This is a genomic window from Flavobacterium polysaccharolyticum, from assembly GCF_038739875.1.
GTDB lineage: Bacteria > Bacteroidota > Bacteroidia > Flavobacteriales > Flavobacteriaceae > Flavobacterium > Flavobacterium polysaccharolyticum.
Genome location: NZ_JBCGDP010000003.1, coordinates 154559 through 177264 on the forward strand (window position 1 = coordinate 154559; position 22706 = coordinate 177264).

The 22706-nt window shown below is 33.8% G+C and carries 23 protein-coding genes; 16 read left to right on the top strand and 7 right to left on the bottom strand.

What is annotated here, in order from left to right; genetic code table 11:
• Positions 1-37: 37 nt before the first annotated feature.
• Entirely contained in the window at positions 38-1075 is a 1038-nt protein-coding gene (locus tag WFZ86_RS04150; protein WP_342690763.1) for an RluA family pseudouridine synthase, read from the bottom strand.
• Complete coding sequence (locus WFZ86_RS04155) at positions 1065-1691, bottom strand: PASTA domain-containing protein (protein WP_342690764.1); 627 nt, start codon at positions 1689-1691, stop codon at positions 1065-1067. Before WFZ86_RS04155 ends, WFZ86_RS04150 begins: the two co-directional genes overlap by 11 nt.
• Before the next feature lie 120 nt (positions 1692-1811).
• Here WFZ86_RS04155 and WFZ86_RS04160 point away from each other — a divergent pair, with 120 nt between their 5' ends.
• The 3 genes from WFZ86_RS04160 (at position 1812) to WFZ86_RS04170 (ending at position 3951) form a co-directional block, all read left to right on the top strand.
• Positions 1812-2783, top strand: a complete 972-nt coding sequence (locus WFZ86_RS04160) for a D-alanine--D-alanine ligase (protein ID WP_342690765.1) — start codon at positions 1812-1814, stop codon at positions 2781-2783.
• A 65-nt stretch (positions 2784-2848) separates the two neighbouring features.
• Positions 2849-3313, top strand: coding sequence for a pantetheine-phosphate adenylyltransferase (gene coaD / locus WFZ86_RS04165; protein WP_342690766.1), 465 nt, complete (start codon positions 2849-2851; stop codon positions 3311-3313).
• Between the two features lie 71 nt (positions 3314-3384).
• On the top strand, positions 3385-3951 hold the full coding sequence (locus WFZ86_RS04170) for a PhnA domain-containing protein (protein ID WP_342690767.1): 567 nt from the start codon (positions 3385-3387) through the stop codon (positions 3949-3951).
• 79 nt (positions 3952-4030) lie between these two features.
• On the opposite strand, the gene WFZ86_RS04175 is transcribed toward WFZ86_RS04170, so the two are convergent.
• Together WFZ86_RS04175 and WFZ86_RS04180 are read right to left on the bottom strand one after the other, a co-directional pair.
• The gene (locus tag WFZ86_RS04175; RefSeq protein ID WP_342690768.1) at positions 4031-4474 is read right to left on the bottom strand and encodes a hypothetical protein; all 444 of its coding nucleotides are present in this window, start codon (positions 4472-4474) and stop codon (positions 4031-4033) included.
• A gap of 145 nt (positions 4475-4619) precedes the next feature.
• Positions 4620-5963, bottom strand: coding sequence for a DEAD/DEAH box helicase (locus tag WFZ86_RS04180; protein ID WP_342690769.1), 1344 nt, complete (start codon positions 5961-5963; stop codon positions 4620-4622).
• A 116-nt stretch (positions 5964-6079) separates the two neighbouring features.
• Here WFZ86_RS04180 and WFZ86_RS04185 point away from each other — a divergent pair, with 116 nt between their 5' ends.
• Positions 6080-7807, top strand: coding sequence for a M14 family metallopeptidase (locus WFZ86_RS04185; protein WP_342690770.1), 1728 nt, complete (start codon positions 6080-6082; stop codon positions 7805-7807).
• 14 nt (positions 7808-7821) lie between these two features.
• Here WFZ86_RS04185 and WFZ86_RS04190 read toward each other — a convergent pair whose 3' ends face one another.
• The gene (locus WFZ86_RS04190) at positions 7822-8424 is read right to left on the bottom strand and encodes an NUDIX hydrolase (protein ID WP_342690771.1); all 603 of its coding nucleotides are present in this window, start codon (positions 8422-8424) and stop codon (positions 7822-7824) included.
• A 7-nt stretch (positions 8425-8431) separates the two neighbouring features.
• Between WFZ86_RS04190 and pyrE the strand changes: the two genes are divergently transcribed.
• Positions 8432-9079, top strand: a complete 648-nt coding sequence (pyrE, locus tag WFZ86_RS04195) for an orotate phosphoribosyltransferase (RefSeq protein ID WP_342690772.1) — start codon at positions 8432-8434, stop codon at positions 9077-9079.
• A gap of 20 nt (positions 9080-9099) precedes the next feature.
• A complete protein-coding gene (locus WFZ86_RS04200; protein ID WP_342690773.1) occupies positions 9100-9492 on the top strand; it encodes an SRPBCC family protein in 393 nt (130 codons plus the stop codon).
• Between the two features lie 53 nt (positions 9493-9545).
• Here WFZ86_RS04200 and WFZ86_RS04205 read toward each other — a convergent pair whose 3' ends face one another.
• Complete coding sequence (locus WFZ86_RS04205; RefSeq protein WP_342690774.1) at positions 9546-10274, bottom strand: biotin--[acetyl-CoA-carboxylase] ligase; 729 nt, start codon at positions 10272-10274, stop codon at positions 9546-9548.
• A 96-nt stretch (positions 10275-10370) separates the two neighbouring features.
• Here WFZ86_RS04205 and rsfS point away from each other — a divergent pair, with 96 nt between their 5' ends.
• The 7 genes from rsfS to WFZ86_RS04240 all read left to right on the top strand — a co-directional run bounded on the left by rsfS (position 10371) and on the right by WFZ86_RS04240 (position 15987).
• Positions 10371-10742, top strand: a complete 372-nt coding sequence (gene rsfS / locus WFZ86_RS04210) for a ribosome silencing factor (protein WP_342690775.1) — start codon at positions 10371-10373, stop codon at positions 10740-10742.
• A 16-nt stretch (positions 10743-10758) separates the two neighbouring features.
• Entirely contained in the window at positions 10759-12684 is a 1926-nt protein-coding gene (gene ftsH, locus WFZ86_RS04215; RefSeq protein ID WP_342690776.1) for an ATP-dependent zinc metalloprotease FtsH, read from the top strand.
• Positions 12685-12800: 116 nt separating this feature from the next.
• Positions 12801-13397, top strand: a complete 597-nt coding sequence (locus WFZ86_RS04220; RefSeq protein ID WP_342690777.1) for a lactate utilization protein B/C — start codon at positions 12801-12803, stop codon at positions 13395-13397.
• Between the two features lie 2 nt (positions 13398-13399).
• Positions 13400-14290: a phosphatidate cytidylyltransferase gene (locus WFZ86_RS04225; protein ID WP_342690778.1), complete on the top strand. Its 891-nt coding sequence runs from the start codon at positions 13400-13402 to the stop codon at positions 14288-14290.
• On the top strand, positions 14280-14933 hold the full coding sequence (locus WFZ86_RS04230; RefSeq protein ID WP_342690779.1) for a phosphatidylserine decarboxylase family protein: 654 nt from the start codon (positions 14280-14282) through the stop codon (positions 14931-14933). Before WFZ86_RS04225 ends, WFZ86_RS04230 begins: the two co-directional genes overlap by 11 nt.
• On the top strand, positions 14933-15208 hold the full coding sequence (locus WFZ86_RS04235) for an acyl-CoA-binding protein (protein WP_342690780.1): 276 nt from the start codon (positions 14933-14935) through the stop codon (positions 15206-15208). The genes WFZ86_RS04230 and WFZ86_RS04235 overlap by 1 nt, the downstream gene beginning before the upstream one ends.
• A complete protein-coding gene (locus tag WFZ86_RS04240; RefSeq protein ID WP_342690781.1) occupies positions 15205-15987 on the top strand; it encodes a superoxide dismutase in 783 nt (260 codons plus the stop codon). Before WFZ86_RS04235 ends, WFZ86_RS04240 begins: the two co-directional genes overlap by 4 nt.
• A 102-nt stretch (positions 15988-16089) precedes the next feature.
• Here WFZ86_RS04240 and WFZ86_RS04245 read toward each other — a convergent pair whose 3' ends face one another.
• Complete coding sequence (locus WFZ86_RS04245) at positions 16090-17961, bottom strand: alpha-amylase family protein (RefSeq protein ID WP_342690782.1); 1872 nt, start codon at positions 17959-17961, stop codon at positions 16090-16092.
• Between the two features lie 283 nt (positions 17962-18244).
• On the opposite strand from WFZ86_RS04245, the gene WFZ86_RS04250 reads away from it, so the two are divergent.
• The 3 genes from WFZ86_RS04250 (at position 18245) to WFZ86_RS04260 (ending at position 22706) form a co-directional block, all read left to right on the top strand.
• Complete coding sequence (locus tag WFZ86_RS04250) at positions 18245-19888, top strand: OstA-like protein (RefSeq protein WP_342690783.1); 1644 nt, start codon at positions 18245-18247, stop codon at positions 19886-19888.
• A 79-nt stretch (positions 19889-19967) separates the two neighbouring features.
• Positions 19968-21161, top strand: a complete 1194-nt coding sequence (locus WFZ86_RS04255; RefSeq protein ID WP_342690784.1) for an aspartate aminotransferase family protein — start codon at positions 19968-19970, stop codon at positions 21159-21161.
• A gap of 150 nt (positions 21162-21311) precedes the next feature.
• Positions 21312-22706, top strand: a complete 1395-nt coding sequence (locus WFZ86_RS04260) for a tetratricopeptide repeat protein (protein WP_342690785.1) — start codon at positions 21312-21314, stop codon at positions 22704-22706.

Consider the following 22706-nt stretch of genomic DNA (forward strand, 5'->3'; position numbering starts at 1 on the left):
AGGACTTGTCATTTAAATACAAGTCCTTTTTTATTTGCTATTCTTCGTCGGTTACGTGGGTTTTGCAATAATTGCGCCATCTATCAATACAATCCCGAAAATCAGCAGGAATTTCCGTGTCGAAACGCATCATTTCTCCAGTCGTTGGATGAACAAAACCTAAGGTTTTAGCATGCAAAGCTTGTCTCGGCAAGGCTTTAAAGCAATTTTCTATAAACTGCTTGTATTTTGTAAACGTTGTCCCTTTTAGTATCAAATGCCCTCCATAACGTTCATCATTAAACAACGGATGACCAATATGTTTCATATGTGCTCTAATCTGGTGGGTACGACCTGTTTCTAACTGACAAGAAATCAAAGTAACGTAACCAAAACGCTCTAACACTTTATAATGGGTAATAGCTGGTTTTCCAATTTCTGGGTCATCAAAAACAGCCATTTGCATTCTATCTTTTAAGTGTCGTGCTAGGTTCCCTTCTATAGTTCCACTTTCAGCTACGACATTTCCCCAAACCAAAGCAATATATTCACGTTCTGTAGTTTTGGCTTCAAATTGTTTGGCCAAATGTGTCATAGCTGCTTCCGTTTTTGCAACTACTAATAATCCTGAAGTGTCTTTATCAATGCGATGCACCAATCCAGGGCGCTCGCTACTGTTCATCGGTAGATTATCAAAATGATGTGCTAAAGCATTCACTAAAGTTCCTGTGTAATTACCATGTCCTGGATGTACCACCATTCCAGGATCTTTGTTAACCAACAATAAAGCCGCATCTTCATATACAATATTTATTGGAAGATCTTCTGGAAGAATATGATTCTCAAATGGCGGATGTGACAACATCACCGTTATTACATCAAAAGGCTTGACTTTGTAATTGGATTTTACTGGAATATCATTTACAAAAATATTCCCATCCGTAGCGGCATTCTGAATTTTATTTCGGGTAGCATTCTGAATCAAGTTCATCAAATACTTATCGATTCTCAAAATGGCTTGCCCTTTGGGAACCTCAAAACGATAGTGCTCAAATAACTCGTCTTCTAAATCTAAGGTCTCGATATTATTGTTCATTCACAGGAGTTTCTGATTCTACTGCAGGAGCTTGTAAACTGTCTTTGGCCGCTTCATCTTCATAAGTGGCTTTACCATCTCCTAATACCAAATCAATTTTAGAAGCTTTTAAAACACGGTCGCCAGCTTTTAGATTTCTACCTTTAAAGCGCATCTCAAGAACCATATCTTTAGCTAAATTTGGTATATAAGTAACCGTTCCAGCTTCTAATCCTAGTGCTTTCAAAGTAGGCACAGCCTCGCGATACGTCTTCTCAATCAAATTTGGAATTCGGATGGAAGAAAAACCAGAAGAATTAATTTTGATATATACTTTTCTTCCTACCTTAACTTTAGTTCCTGGCAAAGGGTCTTGCTCTACTACACTAAACTTTGGGTAATCGTCTCTATAATCTACACTATCCAAAAGAACATAATCTAGGTCTAAATCATCTAACTTCTCCTCAACTTGCTCTTCCGTTAATTTCGCTAAATTAGGAACGGCAATTTCATGCCCGTGATCCGTTGTAAACGTTAACCAATGCATAAATAAATAGGCCAAAACAGCAATAATAGCAATGGCTACAAACAATTGCCCGAAAAAAACGCGACTAGTAAGATACTTACGTAAACTCATAAATTAATTTTTAAGAAGCAACAAAGATAAAGGTATTTCGTTTCAAAAAAAATGATAATTTTGTTTTGAATACGTTTAATCTTTTGATCGATTAAACAGTGAACCGATTAAACATTTAAAATGAAAAATATTGCTATCATCATGGGAGGCTATTCTAGCGAATACAAAATCTCTCTCATCAGCGGAAATGTAGTTTATCAAACTCTAGACAAGACTAAATATAACGGATATAGAATACACGTTTTTAAAGAAAAATGGGTGTATGTTGATGCAAATGATGCCGAATTCCCAATCGATCGCAATGATTTCTCGGTAACTGTAAACGGAATAAAAATAACCTTCGACTGTGTGTTCAATGCCATACACGGAACGCCAGGAGAAGATGGATTACTACAAGCCTATTTTGAACTTTTGGGTATCCCACAAACGGCTTGTGATTATTATCAAGCAGCGCTAACTTTCAACAAAAGAGACCTTTTATCGGTTTTAAAACCCTATGGTATCAAAACCGCAACTTCTTATTACCTAAACAAAGGTGACCTTATAAACACAGCAGAAATCGTAAAAAAAGTAGGATTGCCTTGCTTCGTAAAACCTAATAAAGCAGGATCTAGTTTTGGAATTTCTAAAGTAAAAACAGAAGCTGAACTCCCTATCGCTATTGAAGTTGCCTATAAAGAAGATAACGAAATCATTATTGAAAGTTTCTTAGATGGAACTGAAGTATCCGTTGGTGTAATCAATTACCAAGGAAAAATCACTGTCTTGCCTATTACTGAAATTGTTTCTGATAATGATTTCTTCGATTACGAAGCCAAATATGAGGGAAAATCACAAGAAATTACTCCAGCTCGTATTTCTGATGAAATGACTCAGAAAGTAGGTGACATTGCAAAACGCGCCTATGAAGTTTTGAAAATGAAAGGCTTTTCACGAAGCGAATTCATAATTGTAGATGGCGAACCGCACATGCTAGAAATGAACACTATCCCTGGTCTAACCACCGAAAGTTTAATTCCACAACAAGCCAGAGCAGCAGGAATCTCACTCGAAGATTTGTTTACTAATGCAATTGAGTTGGCACTTAATTAAGTTTCTGAGTGGCTAAGATTATTATAAGCCACTAAGTTCTTATCAACTCACAACCACAAAAACAAATGAAAAAAGCCATATTCCCAGGATCATTTGACCCGATAACCTTAGGTCACGAAGACATTATCAAAAGAGGAATTTCCCTTTTTGATGAAATCGTAATTGCAATTGGTGTCAATGCCGAAAAAAAATACATGTTTTCATTAGACGAAAGAAAACGCTTTATTGAAGAAACTTTCAAAAATGAGCCTAAAGTAACGGTGATTACTTATGAAGGATTGACCATCGATTTGTGTCACAAACTTAAAGCTAATTTCATATTGAGAGGGCTTCGCAATCCAGCCGACTTTGAATTTGAAAAAGCCATCGCTCATACCAATCGCCGACTTTCTAAAATAGAAACCGTCTTTTTATTAACAGCTGCTAGAACTTCTTATATCAGCTCAAGTATTGTGCGTGATGTTATTCGAAACCACGGAGAATATGAAATGTTAGTCCCAGACGCAGTAAGAGTAAAATTACACAAATAGCAACAATCCGGCGCACAAGTTGTAGAAGCTAGTAATTAGCCCTATTTTCGCAAAATAATTAAGAATAGATAATGAGTATAGAAAGAGAATTAAACAAACGCAGTGGAGGAAAATGTGAACTTTCAGGTGTTACCGAAGATTTAAAAGTATATCAAATTCTTCCCACTCGAAAAGGTGGACTAGATGAAAGTGTTTTAATCAACGCTACACTTATTGACCAAATAGAAAATCCTGAAAAAATGGACATTAACCTTTGGCGATGCCTGAATGATAGTATGTGGAGCGAACACCTTCCGGTTCAAGTTCTTTCTTGGCGAATGTTGAGCAGATTGCGCCATCAAGAATTACTAGACCAAATGTACCTAGACGAAGATGATTTGGCATGGGCTCAAGCAACTGGCGAAGGTGAAGAAGATGAAAATAAAATTATTCACAGAGATAGTAATGGCGTAATTCTAGAACACGGAGACTCTGTAGTCTTGATTAAAGATTTGAAAGTAAAAGGTTCTAGTATGGTGGCCAAACAAGGAACTGCTGTTAGAAACATTCGTTTAGATCATGAAAATGCAGAATACATTGAAGGAAAAGTGGATGGTCAACAAATCGTCATCATTACACAATATGTAAAAAAGATATAGCTCTGTTACTTCACATAAAAAAAGTCTATTCTTGATAAGAGAATAGACTTTTTTATTTACGACTAATTCTAATTTAGAATTACACTTTTTGGAACAATTTATCTACTTGTTCTGGAGTTAATGGCTCAGAAATGTTATTAGAAACACCTTCCTTGCTCGACACCATAAATTGCACCGTTACTTTACCTGGACCTGCTGTGTTGTAGTGCAACCAAACATAGTTATTAGGCAATTCTAATTTAATGTCGCTCAACGGAGAAGCTGCAAATCCATTCATGATAATGGTATGCAAACTGTTGTAGGCATTATCTACATCTTTGAATGTAAACTTTTTTACACTAGCCGCTTCTTCTTCGTTTTGCATACTAGCGTAATAAACAGTATACTCATCTCCCATTTTTTGGATATAAAAATTAGAATTTACTCTTCCTAATTTTTCTACAGGTACAGTTTGAATTACTTTAATTTGACCAAAAGTCACTACACTAAACAACAAAACAGCAATCGTAATAATTTTTTTCATAATTAATTTGGGGTTTATTATTTGACCCTAAAAAAACGGATTAATTATCAAAATTTGAAGTTCTATATTTTATTTTATTAACAATAAAAATTTAAAATTATTAAAAACTTAATATGTTGCTGAAAAACAAATAGTTACTAAACAATTATTCTTCTTTTTTAATCACCTTTCTAGCCACTTCAATTTTAAATTTCTTTCCTTTCATTTTTTCATCTTTCACTAATTGGAGTAAATCTTTGACTTTATTGTATTTTACAGCAGCAAAAGAGATAAAATCTTTGACTTCAATCAAACCTAAGTCACCCTTTTCTAATTTTCCTTTTTGAGAAAAGAACCCCACGATGTCAATTTTATTTAGTTTATTCTTTTTCCCACCACTAATATAAATAGTTTGAAATTGAGGAGGTTTAGGCAAAACCACATTGGAACTCACTTCCAATACAGACATGCCATAATCTATATAATCAAGTTTCTTTTCGCTTTCATTTACTATAATATAAGCCGTACCTGAAGCCAACATTCGCGCAGTTCTACCGTTTCTATGCGTAAACTCTTCTTCCTTCAATGGCAAATGATAATGAATTACATGCTTCATTTCTGGAATATCCAATCCACGAGCAGCTAAATCTGTAGTAATTAAGTAACTCATACTTCCGTTTCTAAACTGAATTAAAGCACGTTCTCGTTCCTCTTGATCCATACCACCATGATAGTAAGTCGAATAAATCCCTTTTTCATTCAGTGTATCACTAATGCGCTCTGCAGCATCACGATGGTTACAAAAAACAATAGCTGCTTCAGACTTCAAAGAGCAAATCAATTGAAATAAGGTCATGAGTTTATCCTTATCTTTAGAAATAACCATTTGCAACAAAAGATTATTTTCTTCTTTATTTTCTGGAATAAAATCCAAAATCAACGGATTTACCACTCGAGTATATTTAGGAATTTCGATTCCTGAGGTAGCCGAAACCAACACACGCTTATTGAGTTTTGACAATTTACCAATCACAAACGACATTTGTTCATGAAATCCGAGTTGCAAGGACTTATCAAATTCATCCAAAACGAGCGTCTGAATTTTATCCAAACGAAAAGTCCCACGATCGATATGATCAGCGATTCGTCCTGGAGTACCAATTAAAATTGCGGGTGGGTTACTTAAATTTTTAATTTCAGTATCAATTGAATGACCTCCATAACACACATTTACTTTGTAATTTGTGCTCATCTTTTTCCAAACTTGTTCAATTTGTAAACCCAATTCACGAGATGGAACTAAAATTAAACATTGAACCGAAAGAATTTCAGGTTGCAGTAGCTCGAAAATAGGCAATAAGAAAGCCAATGTTTTCCCTGATCCAGTAGGAGAAAGTAATAATACATTGTTTTCATTGATAATCGCATCATGCGATACTTCTTGCATCTCATTAAGGCTTGAAATCCCTAAACTATCAAGAATCGGTTTAAAATTGTGCGGTATATTCATATCGCAAAAGTAATTAAAATAGTTGGCTATGCCTATTTTCGACCTTTAGGCAAGTAGTACTAATCAAAAATTTAAGAGAAATAGCTATATTTGGTTTTTCCTCAAAACATAAAAACATGAGATTTATTCCCAACCTACTTCTATTGCTTTCATTTTCTATTTTGGCACAAAAAAACAGCAAATACGATACTTTTTTCGAAAAAGGAAATGGAAACCAATCGTCTACTTATGAAGAAACCATTCGATATTACCAAGTTTTAGCCAATGATTTCGCTACTATCCAAATAAAAGAAATGGGGATGACTGATAGTGGTAAACCTTTGCATATTGTTATTTTCAATCCTGAAAAAGAATTTGACTTTAAAAAAATTAAAAACAATAAAGCGGTATTACTAATCAATAATGGAATTCACGCAGGAGAACCCGACGGCATTGATGCCAGCATGCAATTGTATCGTGACTTGGCCTTAAGCAAAATTAAAGTTCCCAAAAACACCGTTTTAGTCTGTATTGCGGTTTATAACATTGGAGGTGCATTAAATAGAAATTCAACTTCACGTGCCAACCAAAATGGCCCTGAAGAATATGGTTTTAGAGGCAATGCCCGAAATTTTGATTTGAATCGCGATTTTATAAAATCAGATACCAAAAACACCAAAAGTTTTATTGAAATTTTCCATTTAACCCATCCTGATGTTTTTATTGATAATCACGTGAGTAATGGCTCGGATTATCAGTATAAATTAACCTACATCATGACCCAACACAACAAATTAGGAACTGTTTTGGGTAATTATTTAAATGAAGAAATGATGCCTTCTATTGTAAATGACCTACAAAAAAAGAAAATAGAGAGTACGCCCTATGTGAATACGTTCTCCGACACTCCTGACAAAGGTTTTGGGCAATTTTTTGAAAGTCCACGTTATACCACAGGCTATACTTCCTTATTCAATACCATCGGATTTGTTGTGGAAACGCACATGCTAAAAAAATATGCTGACAGAGTAAAAGTTACCTATGAGTACATGCGTTCAGCCATCGATTTTACAGATACTAATTATCAAAAAATTAAAATGCTTCGCGTTCAGAATGAAGCGCAATATTTACCAAATAAAAAGTATACTATAAAATGGGAATTGGATACCACAAAAAAAACCACTATCCCTTTCTTAGGTTTTGAAGCAAGCTACAAAAAAAGCGACGCGACCACAGGAAATCGCTTGTTTTATGATCGAACAAAACCCTACAAAAAAGATGTCTCTTTTATCAAAGAATTCAAAGCTGTAAAAGAAATTGAAATCCCTAAATATTATGTTTTACCCCAAGCGTTCTGGCCTGTGATTGATTTATTAAAACACAACGGAATCATTATGAAAACAATAGAAAACGACACCCTAATAACCGTAGAACGGTATCGTATTGCGGATTTTAAAACTACACCCAATGCTTACGAAGGTCATTATTTACATCGTAATACCTCAGTAAAGGCTACCACAGAAAAAATTCCCTTCAGAAAAGGAGATTTCTTAATTTCTACACAGCAAAAGGGAGTAAAATATCTTATAGAAACACTTGAACCCGAAGGTGTCGATTCATTCTTTAATTGGAATTTCTTTGACACACTATTACAACAAAAAGAAGGCTATTCTGATTATGTTTTCGAAGATACTGCTGCTCAATTACTAAAAGATAATTCTACCCTAAAATCCGAATTTGAAGCATTAAAAGCAAAAGATCCCACTTTTAATAATAATCCAGAAGCACAATTGGATTGGATTTATAAACATTCGGTGTATTATGAAAAAGCACACCTCAATTACCCTGTGTGTCGTATTTTATAATAACAGAAAAGCTCCTATAAAAGGAGCTTTTCTTCTTCAAATAACAATTTTATATTTTCATAGGAATTTTTTAAGGCCTCTTTGATTTGCTCAGGATTCAACCAAGCTACTTTTTCGATACCTTCTTCTAACTGTCCTTCTGGAGTTCCATCAAATTTCGACTGCATTTCAAACCAATGAGTGACTTTGAGTTTATATTTTCCATTACGTTTAAAAACGTGATAGGTTTTTTGAAGTTTTCTTGTAATTGTTAATTTATTGACTCCGGTTTCTTCCTCAACCTCGCGCATAGCAGTAAATTCAATTTCTTCTCCCTTCTCTATTCCCCCTTTGGGTAAATCCCATTTTCCATTTCTAAAAATAAATAAAACCTCACCTTTTTTATTATATACCAACCCTCCTCCAGCTTTACAAACTGGAATTTTGGCTTTTAATGTCTTCATTATCTCCCTTTCGTCAGGATGATACAAATAGGCTTTTTGTATTTTATTCTGAAATATTTTAACTATAATTCGCTCTACATCAATACTATCCAAAAGAAACAGTTCAAAATCAGTCTCTTTAGAAATTTGATTTGTCAAAAAAAGTGGTTTGTCGTTAACAAAAACTTTATACATTTGTATTATGATTTTTAATAAAGATACTGCCGAAAAAACAGCCGAATTGCTTTTGCAAATAAATGCAATTAAATTGAATCCCGGAAATCCTTTTACGTGGGCTTCGGGCTGGAAATCCCCTATTTATTGTGATAACCGTCTAATCCTTTCATTTCCAGTGATAAGAAATTATGTAAGAGATGAATTTTCCAAAAACATAGAAAAACAATTTGGAAAACCTGATGTAATTGCTGGTGTAGCCACAGGTGCCATTGGTATTGGAATGCTTGTAGCAGAAAGCATGGGACTTCCTTTTGTATATGTTAGACCTGAACCTAAGAAACATGGTAGACAAAACCAGATCGAAGGTTTTTTGCAAAAAGGTCAAAATGTAGTAATTGTAGAAGACTTAATCAGTACTGGCGGAAGCAGTTTGCAAGCTTTTGAAGCACTTAAAGAAGCTGGTGCCATTGTAAAAGGTATGGCTGCTATATTTACTTACGGATTTGATGTAGCCGAAGAAAACTTCAAAAATGCCAATCTAGACTTATACACTTTGAGTAATTATCAAAATTTACTCAACTTGGCTGTAGCCAAACAATACATTACAGAAAAAGAAGAAAGTACATTAAGAGAATGGAATGCTTCACCCTCAACATGGGGTGTTTCAGAATAATACAATTTAATAGAAAAAAAATGAATTTAGAAAGCCCTAAAGTAGCTGTATCAAAATCTGCACAAGAATTATTTGATTTATTGACAGATGTCAGAAACTTTGAAAAATTAATGCCTGAAAATATTGCTAAATTTGAAGTGATTGGCGAGGATGCTTTTATTTTTGGATTGAAAGGAATGCCAGAAATCAAACTAAAGATGAAAGAGAAAATCGCCCCAAACAAAGTGGTCCTTGGAGCAGCAAGTGACAAATTACCTTTTACGCTTACTGCAGCAATTGATGCCGTTTCTGATATTTCAAGTGAAGTAAAATTGGATTTTGAAGGCGAATTCAACCCTATGATGGCTATGATGATCAAAGGGCCAATTGGTAAATTCATAGAAACCTTAGCTACAAATATGACCAAATTGTAAATCATATTTACAACACAATTAAAATGGCAAGAATTAATTTTTGCCATTTTTTTTTAATACAACATCTGTATTTCTTTTATATCAAACTCTGCAATAGTATCGTCTTCCAAAAGCACTTGTAACTTGCCTATATCAGAAACTCCTTGAATAATTCCCATAAAATAAGACTCCTTTTCATCTGCAAATGGCATTGGAATACCTTTTTTAAAGAGTAAATGGGTATAATCCTTCCAAAATTGAAATTCTTTTTCCTTCCAATAAACAATTTTTTGTTTGAACTTATCAATGATCAATTGTAATAACAAATCTCTATCAAATTCTACTTCACAAACTAATGACAATGAAGTTGCCTTGGGTAAATCAATAAAATTGTTTTGATTGACATTTAGCCCTAAACCAATAATAGACTCTATACTTCCGTCACTTTTGATACTGTTTTCAATCAAAATGCCGCCAATCTTTTTATTGTATGACATAATGTCGTTTGGCCACTTAATACTTAATTCAGGAACTCTGTAGCTTTCTAATGCATCAATAACCGCTAAAGAAAAGACAATGTTCAAATGAAACAACTCATTAATATCTTTAAACACATCTTTCAACAAAACACTCATTATCAAATTCCTACCCGCTTCAGACTCCCATTTTTGCCCCATTTGGCCTTTCCCTCTGGTTTGCATTTCAGCAGTAACCACAGTAAAATTAACTGTTTCAGGATGAACAGAAATACCTTTAAGAAAATCATTTGTAGAATCTATGGCATCGAGTTTGATTAACTTCATTTACTATTTTTTAAAAAACATAATTTAATATTATGTTAAGGTTCAAAAATAATCACAAAAAATGGTAACTTTACAAACTTATATTAAAAATAATTCATGGCGAAAAAGACTATTAATAATGATGTTTTACTAGCAAACATCATCAAAGGAATCGAAGAGGTAAAAGGAAATGACATTGATATTCTTGATTTAAGAGAAATTGACACCGCCGTATGTGATTATTTCATAATTTGCAACGGTACTTCTAACACACAAGTAAACGCAATTGTCAATTCAATTCAAAAAACGGTATCTAAAGAAATTAAAGATAAACCTTGGCATGTTGAAGGAACTGACAATGCAGAATGGGTATTGATGGATTATGTGAATATTGTTGTTCATGTATTTCAAAAACACATCCGAGAGTACTACAATATTGAAAGTCTTTGGGGAGACGCCAAAATAACAACTATCGAAAATAAATACTAAAGAAACTTAACGTCTAATGGCTAAAGAGAATAATCCAAATTCCAATAAATTTAAAATAAGTCCTTGGTTAATTTACGCGGCGATACTTATCATTTTTCTATTAATAAACTTTGCAACTGGAGGCTCTAGCTTACAAGAAGCCTCACAATTGACATCTTCTAAATTCAATGATTATTTAGAAAAAGGCCAAATAGAAAAAGTAATCGTTTACAATAAATCTGAAGCAGAAGTATTCTTGAATGCTGCTGCTTTGAAAGAAGCTACGCATCAAAAGGTGGCTAAAGATGTATTTGACAGACCTAACAAAGGTCCTCATTACACTTTAGAAATTGGTAATGATCAAATATTTCAAACCAAATTAGAAAAGGCGGTTAAAGAAGGTAAACTTAAAGACTTTAACTTTTTACAGAAAAACAATTGGTCTGACATTTTAATTAGCCTACTCCCTATCATCATTATTATTGGGGTATGGATTTTTATCATGCGAAAAATGTCTGGCGGAGGAGCTGGAGGTGGTGGTCAGATTTTTAATATCGGAAAATCTAAAGCGAAATTATTTGACGAAAAAACAGACATCAAAACTACATTTAAAGATGTTGCTGGATTAGAAGGAGCCAAAGAAGAAATTCAAGAAATCGTTGAATTTTTAAAAAACCCTGAAAAATACACCAATCTAGGTGGTAAAATTCCAAAAGGAGCATTATTAGTAGGCCCTCCAGGAACAGGAAAAACCCTTTTAGCTAAAGCTGTTGCAGGCGAGGCTCAAGTACCCTTCTTCTCCTTATCGGGTTCTGATTTTGTGGAAATGTTTGTTGGTGTAGGTGCCTCACGTGTTCGTGACTTATTCAAACAAGCCAAAGAAAAATCACCAGCAATTATTTTCATTGACGAGATTGATGCAGTGGGTAGAGCTAGAGGAAAAAGCAATATGTCTGGTGGAAATGATGAACGCGAAAACACATTAAACCAGCTTTTGACTGAAATGGATGGTTTTGGAACTAACTCCAATGTAATTGTTTTAGCAGCAACTAACAGAGCCGATGTATTAGACAAAGCCCTTATGCGTGCTGGACGTTTTGATAGACAAATTTTTGTTGACTTACCAGATATTCGTGAAAGAGCAGAAATCTTCGCGGTTCACTTAGCACCAATTAAAAAAGTAGAAGGATTAGATTTAGACTTCTTAGCTAAACAAACTCCTGGCTTTTCTGGAGCTGATATTGCAAATGTTTGTAACGAAGCGGCACTTATTGCAGCACGTAACAACAAAACTGCTGTAGATCGTCAAGACTTTTTAGATGCTGTAGATAGAATTATTGGTGGTTTAGAAAAGAAAAACAAAATCATCACTCCTGATGAAAAAAGAGCTATCGCTATACACGAAGCTGGTCATGCTACGGTTAGCTGGATGCTAGAACATGCTGCTCCGCTTATTAAAGTAACTATTGTGCCTCGTGGTCAAAGTTTGGGTGCTGCTTGGTACTTGCCAGAAGAAAGACAAATCGTAAGAACAGACCAAATGTTAGACGAAATGTGTGCTACTATGGGAGGTAGAGCTGCTGAAAAAGTAACCTTTGACAGAATTTCTACAGGAGCTTTGAGCGATTTAGAAAAAGTAACACGTCAGGCTAGAGCAATGGTAACCATTTACGGATTAAACGATAAAATAGGAAACGTAACTTATTATGATTCTACAGGTCAAAATGAGTATGGCTTTTCAAAACCATATTCTGATGATACTGCCAAAATTATAGATACTGAAATTTCAGAATTAATCGAAGGACAATATCAAAGAGCGATCAAAATATTAGAAGAAAACAAAGACAAACTCAACCAATTGGCAGATATTTTGATTGAAAAAGAAGTAATTTTCAAAGATGATTTAGAAACAATTTTTGGAAAGCGTTCTTTTGACCAAAATCTAGAGGAAACCGTTTCTTAGAAAACGTAAACATAAAGTAGCTTTTTTTTAAAATCTTAATTCAAAATCAACTTTTGAATTAAGATTTTTTTATCTTTGACCGATTTCCAATAGATTATTAAGAATAGTAACCCAATATGAGTCTTTTCAGAAAATTTTTTAGTTCTGGTCAAACAAATTCAGATGAAGAGAAAGAGGTCAACAAAATCTCTTTTGAGCAAAACATCCCTGTTGATGAGCAATTTATCTTTAATTTCAAAAGGAACGGTGGTAAATTTCTGTATTGTGATTCTTTAGCCGAGGTAAAAGAGCAATTCGAAAATATTTTAGAAGAAAACGATTGGTTTGAAAGTGAAGCGCTATGCTTCCAACCCTCTTTATTCCCAATGCTTAAAGAAAATAATATTTTTTTTGACAAACCTCAAAATCCCAAATTTTTATTGGCAACATGCGAAAATTTAGTTTCTGATGAAGGTTCTATCTCATTTTCTTCTAACCAAATTAAGCAAAAAAAACCAAATGAATTACCTGTAAATATGGTAATAATTGCTAACACTAGTCAAATCATCTCCGGCAAAAGCGAAATTCTTAGTGCAATAAAAAACAAGTACAAGAAAGAATATCCTAGTAACATTACTACTATAAAATATTTCGAAAAAGCAAAAGAAGAAGATTTTACTCAGTACGGAAGTGCTGCCAAAAATTTATACCTTATACTACTAGAGGATCTATAATAATGAATGAAACGCTTAAACGATCCTTATCTGGAGCGGTATATATAACTTTACTACTCGCTTCAATTCTTTATTCTACTGAAAGTTTTTTTATACTATTTGGTATTTTTTTGATCATTGCCATATATGAATTTTGTTCGTTGGTACAAATCAAAGCTGCACTACCTATTTTTTTTGGATTCCTATTATATGCTGCGGTAAATTTAATAAGTCATTACAATACTAAGACTACTGAATTTATCAATAGAGTATTTCAAACGCAATTGGATTTATCAATCAACATTCAGCAGTTAGATTTAATTTTATTAGCTGTAACACTTGTCATTTCCGTCAAATGTATCCTTTTTTTATTTTATGATTCTGTTCAAAAAGTGAGTACTTCATCAAAATATCTGTACCTACTTGGTTATATTACTTTGCCTTTTATCTTTATTACAAAAATCTCTTTTGGAATAAACGATTACAACCCTAAAATCATTATCGGTTTATTTATTTTGATTTGGACAAATGATACTTTTGCATACATCATAGGAAAATCAATGGGTAAACACAAACTATTTGAAAAAATTTCACCTAAAAAAACTATTGAAGGGTTTCTAGGCGGAATTGTATTTGCGGTATTTGCAGGTTATTTAATTTCTAAATTATATATAGAACCTAAACCTGAATTTAGCCAAAAATCAATATTGATTTGGACATCTATCGCATTGATTGTTGGAATAATGGGAACAATTGGAGATTTAATTGAATCCAAATTTAAACGTATAGCCGAAGTTAAAGACAGCGGAAGTATTATGCCTGGACACGGAGGTATACTAGATCGACTAGATAGTGTTATATTTGTAGCACCAATTATATTTTTATTTTACCAAATTTTAAATTATGTTTCATAAAGAAGGAACCCCAAGCATTTTATTAGGAACTACTTTCACAGCAGTTGTTTTGTTATTGTCTGATTATTTTATTGAAACAAATTGGATTAAAATGGCTATTCAAATTGCTACATTGATATTTCTGATTATTATTTTACAGTTTTTCAGAAATCCAAAACGTGCTGTGATTTTGAATGAAAATCAAATCTTATCACCCGTTGATGGAAAAGTAGTCGTAATTGAAGAAGTATACGAAGGCGAATATTTTAAAGACAAACGTATACAAGTTTCCATTTTCATGTCTCCAATCAATGTACACGTAACTAGATATGGCTTAAGTGGTATTGTGAAATTCAGTAAATACCATCCAGGAAAATTTCTTGTGGCATGGCATCCTAAAGCTAGTGAAGAAAACGAAAGAACTACAGTTGTTGTTGAGAACGCAACTTTTGGAGCCATTTTATACCGTCAAATTGCAGGAGCATTAGCGCGTAGAATTGTTAATTATGCACAAGAAGGTATGCAAGTCGTTCAAGGAACGGATGCTGGTTTTATAAAATTTGGCTCAAGAGTAGATTTATTTTTACCTTTGGGTACACCAATTAATGTAGTTTTAAATCAAAAAGCTATAGGTGGTAAAACTATTATTGCAACAAAAGCATAATGACCAACGAAGAGCTAGACATACAATTTCAAGAAGCATTTAACAAAGCTTCTAATATGACCCAACCATTACCTCCAGATGTGATGTTGCGTCTGTATGCCTATTACAAACAAGCTACTTTTGGAACTTCTAATTATAACAGAAATGATAATTTTGACCTCAGAAATGCATTCAAAACAAATGCTTGGATTCAAATTAGTCATTTAACCCAAACAGAAGCCAAAACACTATACATAGAAACCGTAAACGAATTATTAAAAAATAGTGAATCATGAGAAATTCTTTCTTTTTAGCAACTTCTTTTTTATTCGTTTTTTTATTGACAAGCTGTAATAAAAAAGAATTAGTTGAAGTTGTTGAAGTCCCTCTTCCTACTGCAGAACAAAAAATCACCATAGGTAATCCCGAAGATGTGAAAGCGGATGATGGTTCTTTTCAAGTAGAAGCTTTACCCTATAAATATGATGCCTTAGCACCATCAATCTCAGCCTTAGCATTAGAACTTCATTATTCAAAGCACTATTTAACTTATACTAATAATTTAAACAAAGCCATCAAAGGAACTCCTTTGGAAAACTTAACCATTGAAGAAGTTCTTACCAAATTAGATATCAATAATGCCGATATGCGAAATAACGCTGGAGGGTATTATAATCACAGCCTTTTTTGGAAAATAATGGGCCCAAAAGCTGGTGGTGTTCCAAAAGACACTTTGGCAGGAGCCATCAACAAAGACTTTGGATCTTTTGAAAATTTTGCAACACAATTTAAAAACACCGCTTCAAAACATTTTGGCTCAGGTTGGGTTTGGTTAGTGGTAGATCGAGAAGGAAAACTTCAAATTACCAGCACTCAAAATCAAGACAATCCATTAACACCACTAGTTCCTGTGGTCGGTTACCATGGAAAACCTATTTTAGCATTAGATATTTGGGAGCATTCTTATTATATAGACTACCAATACAAACGAAAAAACTATATCGATGCTTTTTTTAATGTAATTAATTGGAATAAAGTCAACGAAAATTATCAGGCAACTTTCAAGAAACAATAAATTAGATTGTTAGTAAGCGAAAAATCTATTCGAGTTTACAAATTAAATTCTATAAAAAATGCTCCAATTACGGAGCATTTTTTATGAAACAAAACTAACTTTTTATTGCAATTTTAATATGAAAGATTCTGAAGGAGCGATAGCTATTGAAGCCCTACCCTCTCCATTGGTCACTTTTAATTCTGTTTTGTATTTACCATACAATTGATCTACTAGAGTATATGTACCGTCTTTTACATTCCATTTTTCAAGTAAATCTGCTGGAACTCTCATCTCATAGTTACTGACTATAGTCGAAGAAAAGTTAGCAACTACAATCAATTGTTCCTCTTTCGACCAACGTGCGAAAGTGTACAAATCTTTATCATATCCTTGAACTATATTTCTATTAGCGCCTTGAATTTCTTGATATGCTCCCATCAAAGCTGAACTTTTTAATGAAAAATTCAAAAGACGTTTATAAAAATCACGTAATTCTTTTTCATTTGCAGATAATTGGCCTCCATCGAATTTACCATTATTCATCCAACGCTGATGATGAGGCACACCGATATAATCAAAAATAGATGTTCTAGAATGCGTTCCGAAACCAGCGTCTTCTTTACCAGGTTCTCCTACTTCTTGACCGAAATAAATCATAGTAGGTGAAGAACTCAAAGTAGTTGAAACAACCATTAAAGGTTTTCCTCTTTCGCCACTACCCGCAAATTCAGGACTTGCGAGACGTTGTTCATCATGATTATCCAAGAAATGAAGCATATGATGTTCAATATCCATCATGTTATATTGAATTCCCGAAATTTCATCAGGCCAAGATCTACCTTGAATTACGTCTTTTAATTTATCGTAGGTTTCAACTTTGTCATACAAATAGTCCATTTTACCCAAATGAATATAATTTCTGTATTCTCTTGGATTGTATACTTCTGCCATTAAAAAAGAATCTGGATTAGTCATTTTTATTGCTGAATTCATATAGCTCCAAAATTCGTAAGGCACCATCTCAGCCATATCATAACGAAATCCATCAACACCTTTCGCAACCCAATACAAGGCAATATCTTTAAATTTTACCCAAGAATTTGGCACATTTTTATCTGCCCAAAAAGCAAAATGCTCTTTATAATCTTTCTTGTCAAAACCTGCAGGAAGTTCAGGAAAATCTTTTCCTCCATCAGGACGAATACCATAATTTACTTTTATTGTTTCGTACCAATCATTCTTATCGGGTTTTGCCATTCTTGAGCCGTTTCCAGTCCATTTTGCTGGAAATTCATCAAATTTCCCATCTACTAAAGGATGATTTTCTCCATTGAGCGGTTTCGGAGCATCTGGAACTTCAAAACGAGTATTAGGAATGTAATAAAAATTATTATCTCTTTTATATTCTACGCTAACATCGTCATCAGCTCCAAAATCTTTAACCCCTTTTGGATTGCTTTTGCCTTCATATTTACGCGCAATATGGTTAGGAACAATATCAATAATTACCTTCATTCCTACCTTATGAGTTCTTGCAATTAGTGCTTCAAACTCAGCTAATCTATTGGCTGGATTGACTGCCAAATCAGGGTTTACATTATAATAATCCTTAACTGCATAAGGTGATCCGGCTCTACCTTTTACTACATCTGGATCGTCATTTGAAATTCCATAAGAAGTATAATCTCGAACCAAAGCATGATGAGGCACTCCTGTATACCAAATATGAGTTACCCCTAAATCTTTAATTTCTTGCAAGGCTTTATCCGTAAAATCATTGAATTTGCCTACTCCATTTTCTTCAATCGTCCCCCAAGGTTTATTGGTTGTATTGGTGTTCCCAAATAAACGAGTAAATACCTGATATACTACCTTTTTATGTTCCGTAGTAGTTGCTTTCTTTTCTGAATTCATTTTTACATCTTTTGTTTTGCATCCCGTTGCTAGCACCAGAGCGCCTGCAAAGAAAATTAAGGCTATTTTTTTAATCATGATAGATAAATTTTACTATTTCCGCATAATTATGAAAAATGAAGAAATAACTATTCGAATTTATAAATTTACAAAAAAAGCCCCTAAAATATGCCATTTTAATACGTCCTTTAGGATTACTACACTCAGTTTTGCACTACTACAACGTGAGAGTAAACAAAATTGTTAGTAATTTAAAATGTATTAACATCCTGTTTTTAACAGTAATTTTAACAGACACAAAAAAATCATAATAAACTTATCCTACGCTGGTTTTTTATAAATTTGACAAAAATTTTTCCCATTGAAGAAAATAGCATTTATTATCCGTTTTTGTTTTATAATTAGCATTACTCCTCACCTCTTGGCTCAGGCTCCGAAGAAAATTGTTGTAGAATATTCTGATTTTTTTGCAGTTAATCAAATCGAGGCTCCTGATGCAGCATTATTTACCGGAAATGTTCGTATCATTCACGATGGTGTAGTCATGACTTGTAACAAAGCCTATTTTTTTGAAAAAGAAAATTATATTAAAGCCTTTGGAAATGTACAATTGGTGCAAGGAGACACCCTATTTTTAAATAGTAAATATGCGGAATACAGTGGGAACGTAAAAAAAGCATTCGCCACTGGAAATGCCGTTATGAGCTCACCTGATGCGACTTTAGCCACAGACACCATTAATTTTGATCGCAATACACAAGAAGTATTTTATAATACTAACGGAACCATTGTCAACAAAGAAAATACGCTCAAAAGTAAATCTGGAAGGTATTATGTAACCCAGAAAAAATTTCAATTCTTAACTGCGGTAACTATAACCAATCCAACTTATACCATAAAATCGAATCATCTCGACTATTATAGTAACTCGGGACATTCTTATTTACTTGGGCCTTCGACTATTACAAGTAAAGCGAATTATATTTACACAGAAAAGGGATTTTATGACACTAAGAAAAATTTAGCTCATTTTTTAAATAAATCCTATATCAAATACGACGATCGACTAATCAAGGGAGACAGTTTATATTATGATCGAAATAAAGAATTTGCATCCGCAACGCGAAATGTAAAAATTACAGACTCTATTAACCGAGGAATTGTAAAAGGCCATTACGCCGAAGTGTACAAAAAACAAGATTCCATGTTTGTAACCAAACGTGCCGTAGCGGTTAACTTTGTAGAAAATGACTCAGTGTATATTCATGGCAAAAAATTAATGGTCACAGGAAAAGAAGGCAACCGAATCATCAGAGCTTTCAATAACGTTCGATTTTACAAGACAGATATGAGCGGTAAATGCGATTCCATCCACTCAAGTACCAAAACGGCGTTAACAAAGCTAATTGGTAATCCCATTTTATGGAATGCAGAAAATCAAATTACAGGCGATCTCATGCATTTAATTGGAGATTCTAAAACGGAAAAATTAGACTCTTTAAAAGTCCTCTATAACACGTTTATCGTCTCGAAAGACACCTTGGGTACTGGTTTTAATCAAGTAAAAGGTCAGGATTTATTTGGCAAATTTAAAGATGGAAAACTCCACGATGTCGATATTATAAAAAACACAGAAGTCATTTACTATATGCGGAATGACGATAAAGAACTCATAGGAATCAACAAAAACAAGAGCAGTAAAATCAATATTGTTTTTGATAAAAATGCCATTGAAACTATTACTTTCTTCAAAGAAGTAGATGGTGATATTTTTCCAGAGAAAGATCTTCCCGAAAATGCCCGAAAACTAAAAGGACTCGTCTGGAGAGGGGACGAAAGAATAAAATCGAAAGACGACATTTTCCCACCCGAGGAAAACATAGACAACGAAAAAATTGCCAAACAAACCAAGATAGCAAATGATCGAGCTGGTGTACCTATAAAACCTAGGAAAGAAACATTGAATTACGACAAGAAGAAACCTACAGCAAAGTCAAAAAAATAGCTGAAGCCGATTTTAAGTATTCAAAAACATCCATAATAAAGAAAATGTAACATCTTTATTTAACAACTTAGCATTAAAAATGAATACAGATTTCATCAAATACCAAGCACAAACTTCGCCTTACCCATTAGGAATTGAAGTTTCACATGCCATTGGTTCCTATATTTACGACACAAATAATAAGAAATATTTAGATTTTGTAGCTGGGGTCTCAGCTTGCACATTGGGCCATCAAAACAAACGCGTGAACGATGCTATCAAAAATCAATTAGATAAATATTCGCATGTTATGGTTTACGGTGAATATTCTCAAAGTCCTTCTGTGGCTTTTTGCAAATTATTGGCGGAACAATTACCTGAACCGTTAAAGAAAACCTATTTAGTCAATTCTGGAACAGAAGCTATTGAAGGTGCCTTAAAATTAGCAAGAAGAACCACAGGTAGAAGCCAATTAATCTCATGCCATAATGCCTATCACGGAAACACTATGGGATCAATGAGTGTTATGGGTTTTGAAGAAAGAAAGCAAGTATTTCGTCCTTTAATTCCAGATGTGGATTTTATTACCTTCAACAACGAAGCCGATTTAGAAAAAATAACTACTAAAACTGCAGGAATCATCCTAGAAACCATTCAAGGTGGCGCTGGTTTCATTCAACCAGAAAATGATTTTCTAAACAAAGTAAGACAACGTTGCACTGAAGTTGGTGCTATGATGATTGTTGATGAAATTCAACCTGGATTTGGAAGAACAGGTAAATTATTTGGCTTTCAAAACTATGATGTAATTCCTGATATAGTGGTTATGGGAAAAGGCATGGGCGGCGGAATGCCTGTTGGTGCATTTACAGCAGCACCAGAAATGATGGATTTATTGAGTTATGACCCAAAATTGGGACATATTACCACCTTTGGAGGTCACCCTGTCATTGCGGCAGCTAGTTTGGCTACCTTGCAGGAAATTACCGAGACAAATCTTATGACTGCCGCTTTAGAAAAAGAAAAACTGTTTAGAAGTCTTTTGGTACATCCTTTGATAAAAGAAATCAGAGGAAAAGGATTAATGCTGGCAGCCATGACGGAACACGCCGAAATCACCAACGAAGTAATCTTAAAATGTCAAGACAGAGGATTAATTCTATTTTGGTTACTTTTTGAAGGATGCGCCATACGAATCACACCTCCTCTAACCATTTCAGAAGAAGAAATAAGAGAAGGTTGCGCCATTATTCTTGAGGTAATGAATGAAGTAGCATTAAGCAAAAGCTTATAGCATCACGTTTGAGCAAACAACAAAATGAAATACTTTTTTAAAATCAATTAAGATGTGTTAATTAAATTGTTCACAACAATTCCAAAAAGACCTCACAATAACAGTAAGGTTGCCTACTTTTAGTAAGGCAAACTCAAAAACAATTTAAGTATGCAATTAAGCAACGAAGAAGAAGACTATAGCTTATCGCTATCCAAATTTGAGTCGATGTTGAAAACCAACAAAGTGTTCTTTTTCGACTCCGAGGAATTTGAAGAAATCATTCTTCATTACCTTGATATGGGGAAAGCCAACTTGGCAAAGAAAGCCTTAAAACTAGGACTAGATCAGCATCCCAAATCTACTGGATTAAAACTAGTTCAGGTAGAAATGTTAGTGTATGATGATAAATTAGACCTAGCAGAAAAAATGCTCAATGAGTTGTATGCGATTGAGCCCACAAACGAAGAAATTTTTATTCAAAAAGCTAATATTTGGTCAAAAAGAGACCAACACGAAAAAGCAGTTGAACAACTCAAAATCGCTTTAAAATATACTGACGATTATGCTGATGTTTACAACTTGATAGGCATGGAATATTTGTTTATGGACAATTTAGAATTAGCCAAACAAAGTTTCATACAATGTTTAGAAGAAGACATTGAAGATCAATCTGCCTTGTATAACGTAGTGTATTGTTTTGAATTTTTGGATCAAAACCAAGAAGCAATTGCCTATCTCATCAAATACATTGACAGAAATCCCTATAGCGAAATTGCTTGGCATCAACTAGGTCGTTTGCATTATAGCGTAAAAGAATACGAAAACGCCATTCGTGCCTTTGATTATGCAACACTAATCGACGAAGAATTCTTGGGTGCTTTTATGGAAAAAGCAAAAGCTTTAGAACGTTTAAAAAAATATGAAGAAGCCATTGTAAGTTACACTCGAACTATCGAATTAGACGACGCAACTTCTTATGCTTTACTTCGCATTGGAAAATGCCATGAAAAACTGGGCAATAAAGCATTGGCTCTAAAGTTCTTTAACCAAACCGTTCATGAAGATCCTTTGTTGGACAAAGGTTGGATAGCCATTACTGATTTTTACATGCGTCAAAAAAACTACCAAAAAGCATTGTTTTTTGTCAATAAAGCTTTGGCGATAGACAACCAAAATCGTTTGTATTGGAAACGCTATGCCACCATCAATAAACAAATGAATTTCTTTGAGGAAGCTGAATTTGGATACCGTAAAGCAGTAGAATTTGGCGATTATCAACTGGATACTTGGTTGTTTTGGGTAGATATTTTACAATTTTTGGGTGAATTTGAAACGGCGATACAAACTTTATTACAAGCAGCCGAATTTTTTCCAGAGGAAAATGAAATTGAATATCGATTGGCCGGATTATACCTGATGATCCAAGACGATACTAAAGCAAAATTTCATTTAAGCAATGCGTTACGACTTAATTTTGAAAATTACACTTTAATAGAAGATTTATTCCCAGTAGTTTGGAATCGAAAAATGGTTCAAAACTATATTGCAAAACACAAAAAATAA

Bases quoted from the DNA above. Each gene is read 5' to 3' on its own strand.
- pyrE (WP_342690772.1), top strand. From the start codon at position 8,432: ATGATTTTTAATAAAGATACTGCCGAAAAAACAGCCGAATTGCTTTTG.
- WFZ86_RS04175 (WP_342690768.1), bottom strand. From the start codon at position 4,474: ATGAAAAAAATTATTACGATTGCTGTTTTGTTGTTTAGTGTAGTGACT.
- WFZ86_RS04260 (WP_342690785.1), top strand. From the start codon at position 21,312: ATGCAATTAAGCAACGAAGAAGAAGACTATAGCTTATCGCTATCCAAA.
- WFZ86_RS04180 (WP_342690769.1), bottom strand. From the start codon at position 5,963: ATGAATATACCGCACAATTTTAAACCGATTCTTGATAGTTTAGGGATT.
- WFZ86_RS04255 (WP_342690784.1), top strand. From the start codon at position 19,968: ATGAATACAGATTTCATCAAATACCAAGCACAAACTTCGCCTTACCCA.
- WFZ86_RS04240 (WP_342690781.1), top strand. From the start codon at position 15,205: ATGAGAAATTCTTTCTTTTTAGCAACTTCTTTTTTATTCGTTTTTTTA.
- WFZ86_RS04225 (WP_342690778.1), top strand. From the start codon at position 13,400: ATGAATGAAACGCTTAAACGATCCTTATCTGGAGCGGTATATATAACT.
- WFZ86_RS04200 (WP_342690773.1), top strand. From the start codon at position 9,100: ATGAATTTAGAAAGCCCTAAAGTAGCTGTATCAAAATCTGCACAAGAA.
- WFZ86_RS04205 (WP_342690774.1), bottom strand. From the start codon at position 10,274: ATGAAGTTAATCAAACTCGATGCCATAGATTCTACAAATGATTTTCTT.
- ftsH (WP_342690776.1), top strand. From the start codon at position 10,759: ATGGCTAAAGAGAATAATCCAAATTCCAATAAATTTAAAATAAGTCCT.
- WFZ86_RS04150 (WP_342690763.1), bottom strand. From the start codon at position 1,075: ATGAACAATAATATCGAGACCTTAGATTTAGAAGACGAGTTATTTGAG.
- rsfS (WP_342690775.1), top strand. From the start codon at position 10,371: ATGGCGAAAAAGACTATTAATAATGATGTTTTACTAGCAAACATCATC.
- WFZ86_RS04245 (WP_342690782.1), bottom strand. From the start codon at position 17,961: ATGATTAAAAAAATAGCCTTAATTTTCTTTGCAGGCGCTCTGGTGCTA.
- WFZ86_RS04170 (WP_342690767.1), top strand. From the start codon at position 3,385: ATGAGTATAGAAAGAGAATTAAACAAACGCAGTGGAGGAAAATGTGAA.
- WFZ86_RS04185 (WP_342690770.1), top strand. From the start codon at position 6,080: ATGAGATTTATTCCCAACCTACTTCTATTGCTTTCATTTTCTATTTTG.
- WFZ86_RS04235 (WP_342690780.1), top strand. From the start codon at position 14,933: ATGACCAACGAAGAGCTAGACATACAATTTCAAGAAGCATTTAACAAA.
- WFZ86_RS04160 (WP_342690765.1), top strand. From the start codon at position 1,812: ATGAAAAATATTGCTATCATCATGGGAGGCTATTCTAGCGAATACAAA.
- WFZ86_RS04155 (WP_342690764.1), bottom strand. From the start codon at position 1,691: ATGAGTTTACGTAAGTATCTTACTAGTCGCGTTTTTTTCGGGCAATTG.
- WFZ86_RS04190 (WP_342690771.1), bottom strand. From the start codon at position 8,424: ATGTATAAAGTTTTTGTTAACGACAAACCACTTTTTTTGACAAATCAA.
- WFZ86_RS04220 (WP_342690777.1), top strand. From the start codon at position 12,801: ATGAGTCTTTTCAGAAAATTTTTTAGTTCTGGTCAAACAAATTCAGAT.
- WFZ86_RS04230 (WP_342690779.1), top strand. From the start codon at position 14,280: ATGTTTCATAAAGAAGGAACCCCAAGCATTTTATTAGGAACTACTTTC.
- coaD (WP_342690766.1), top strand. From the start codon at position 2,849: ATGAAAAAAGCCATATTCCCAGGATCATTTGACCCGATAACCTTAGGT.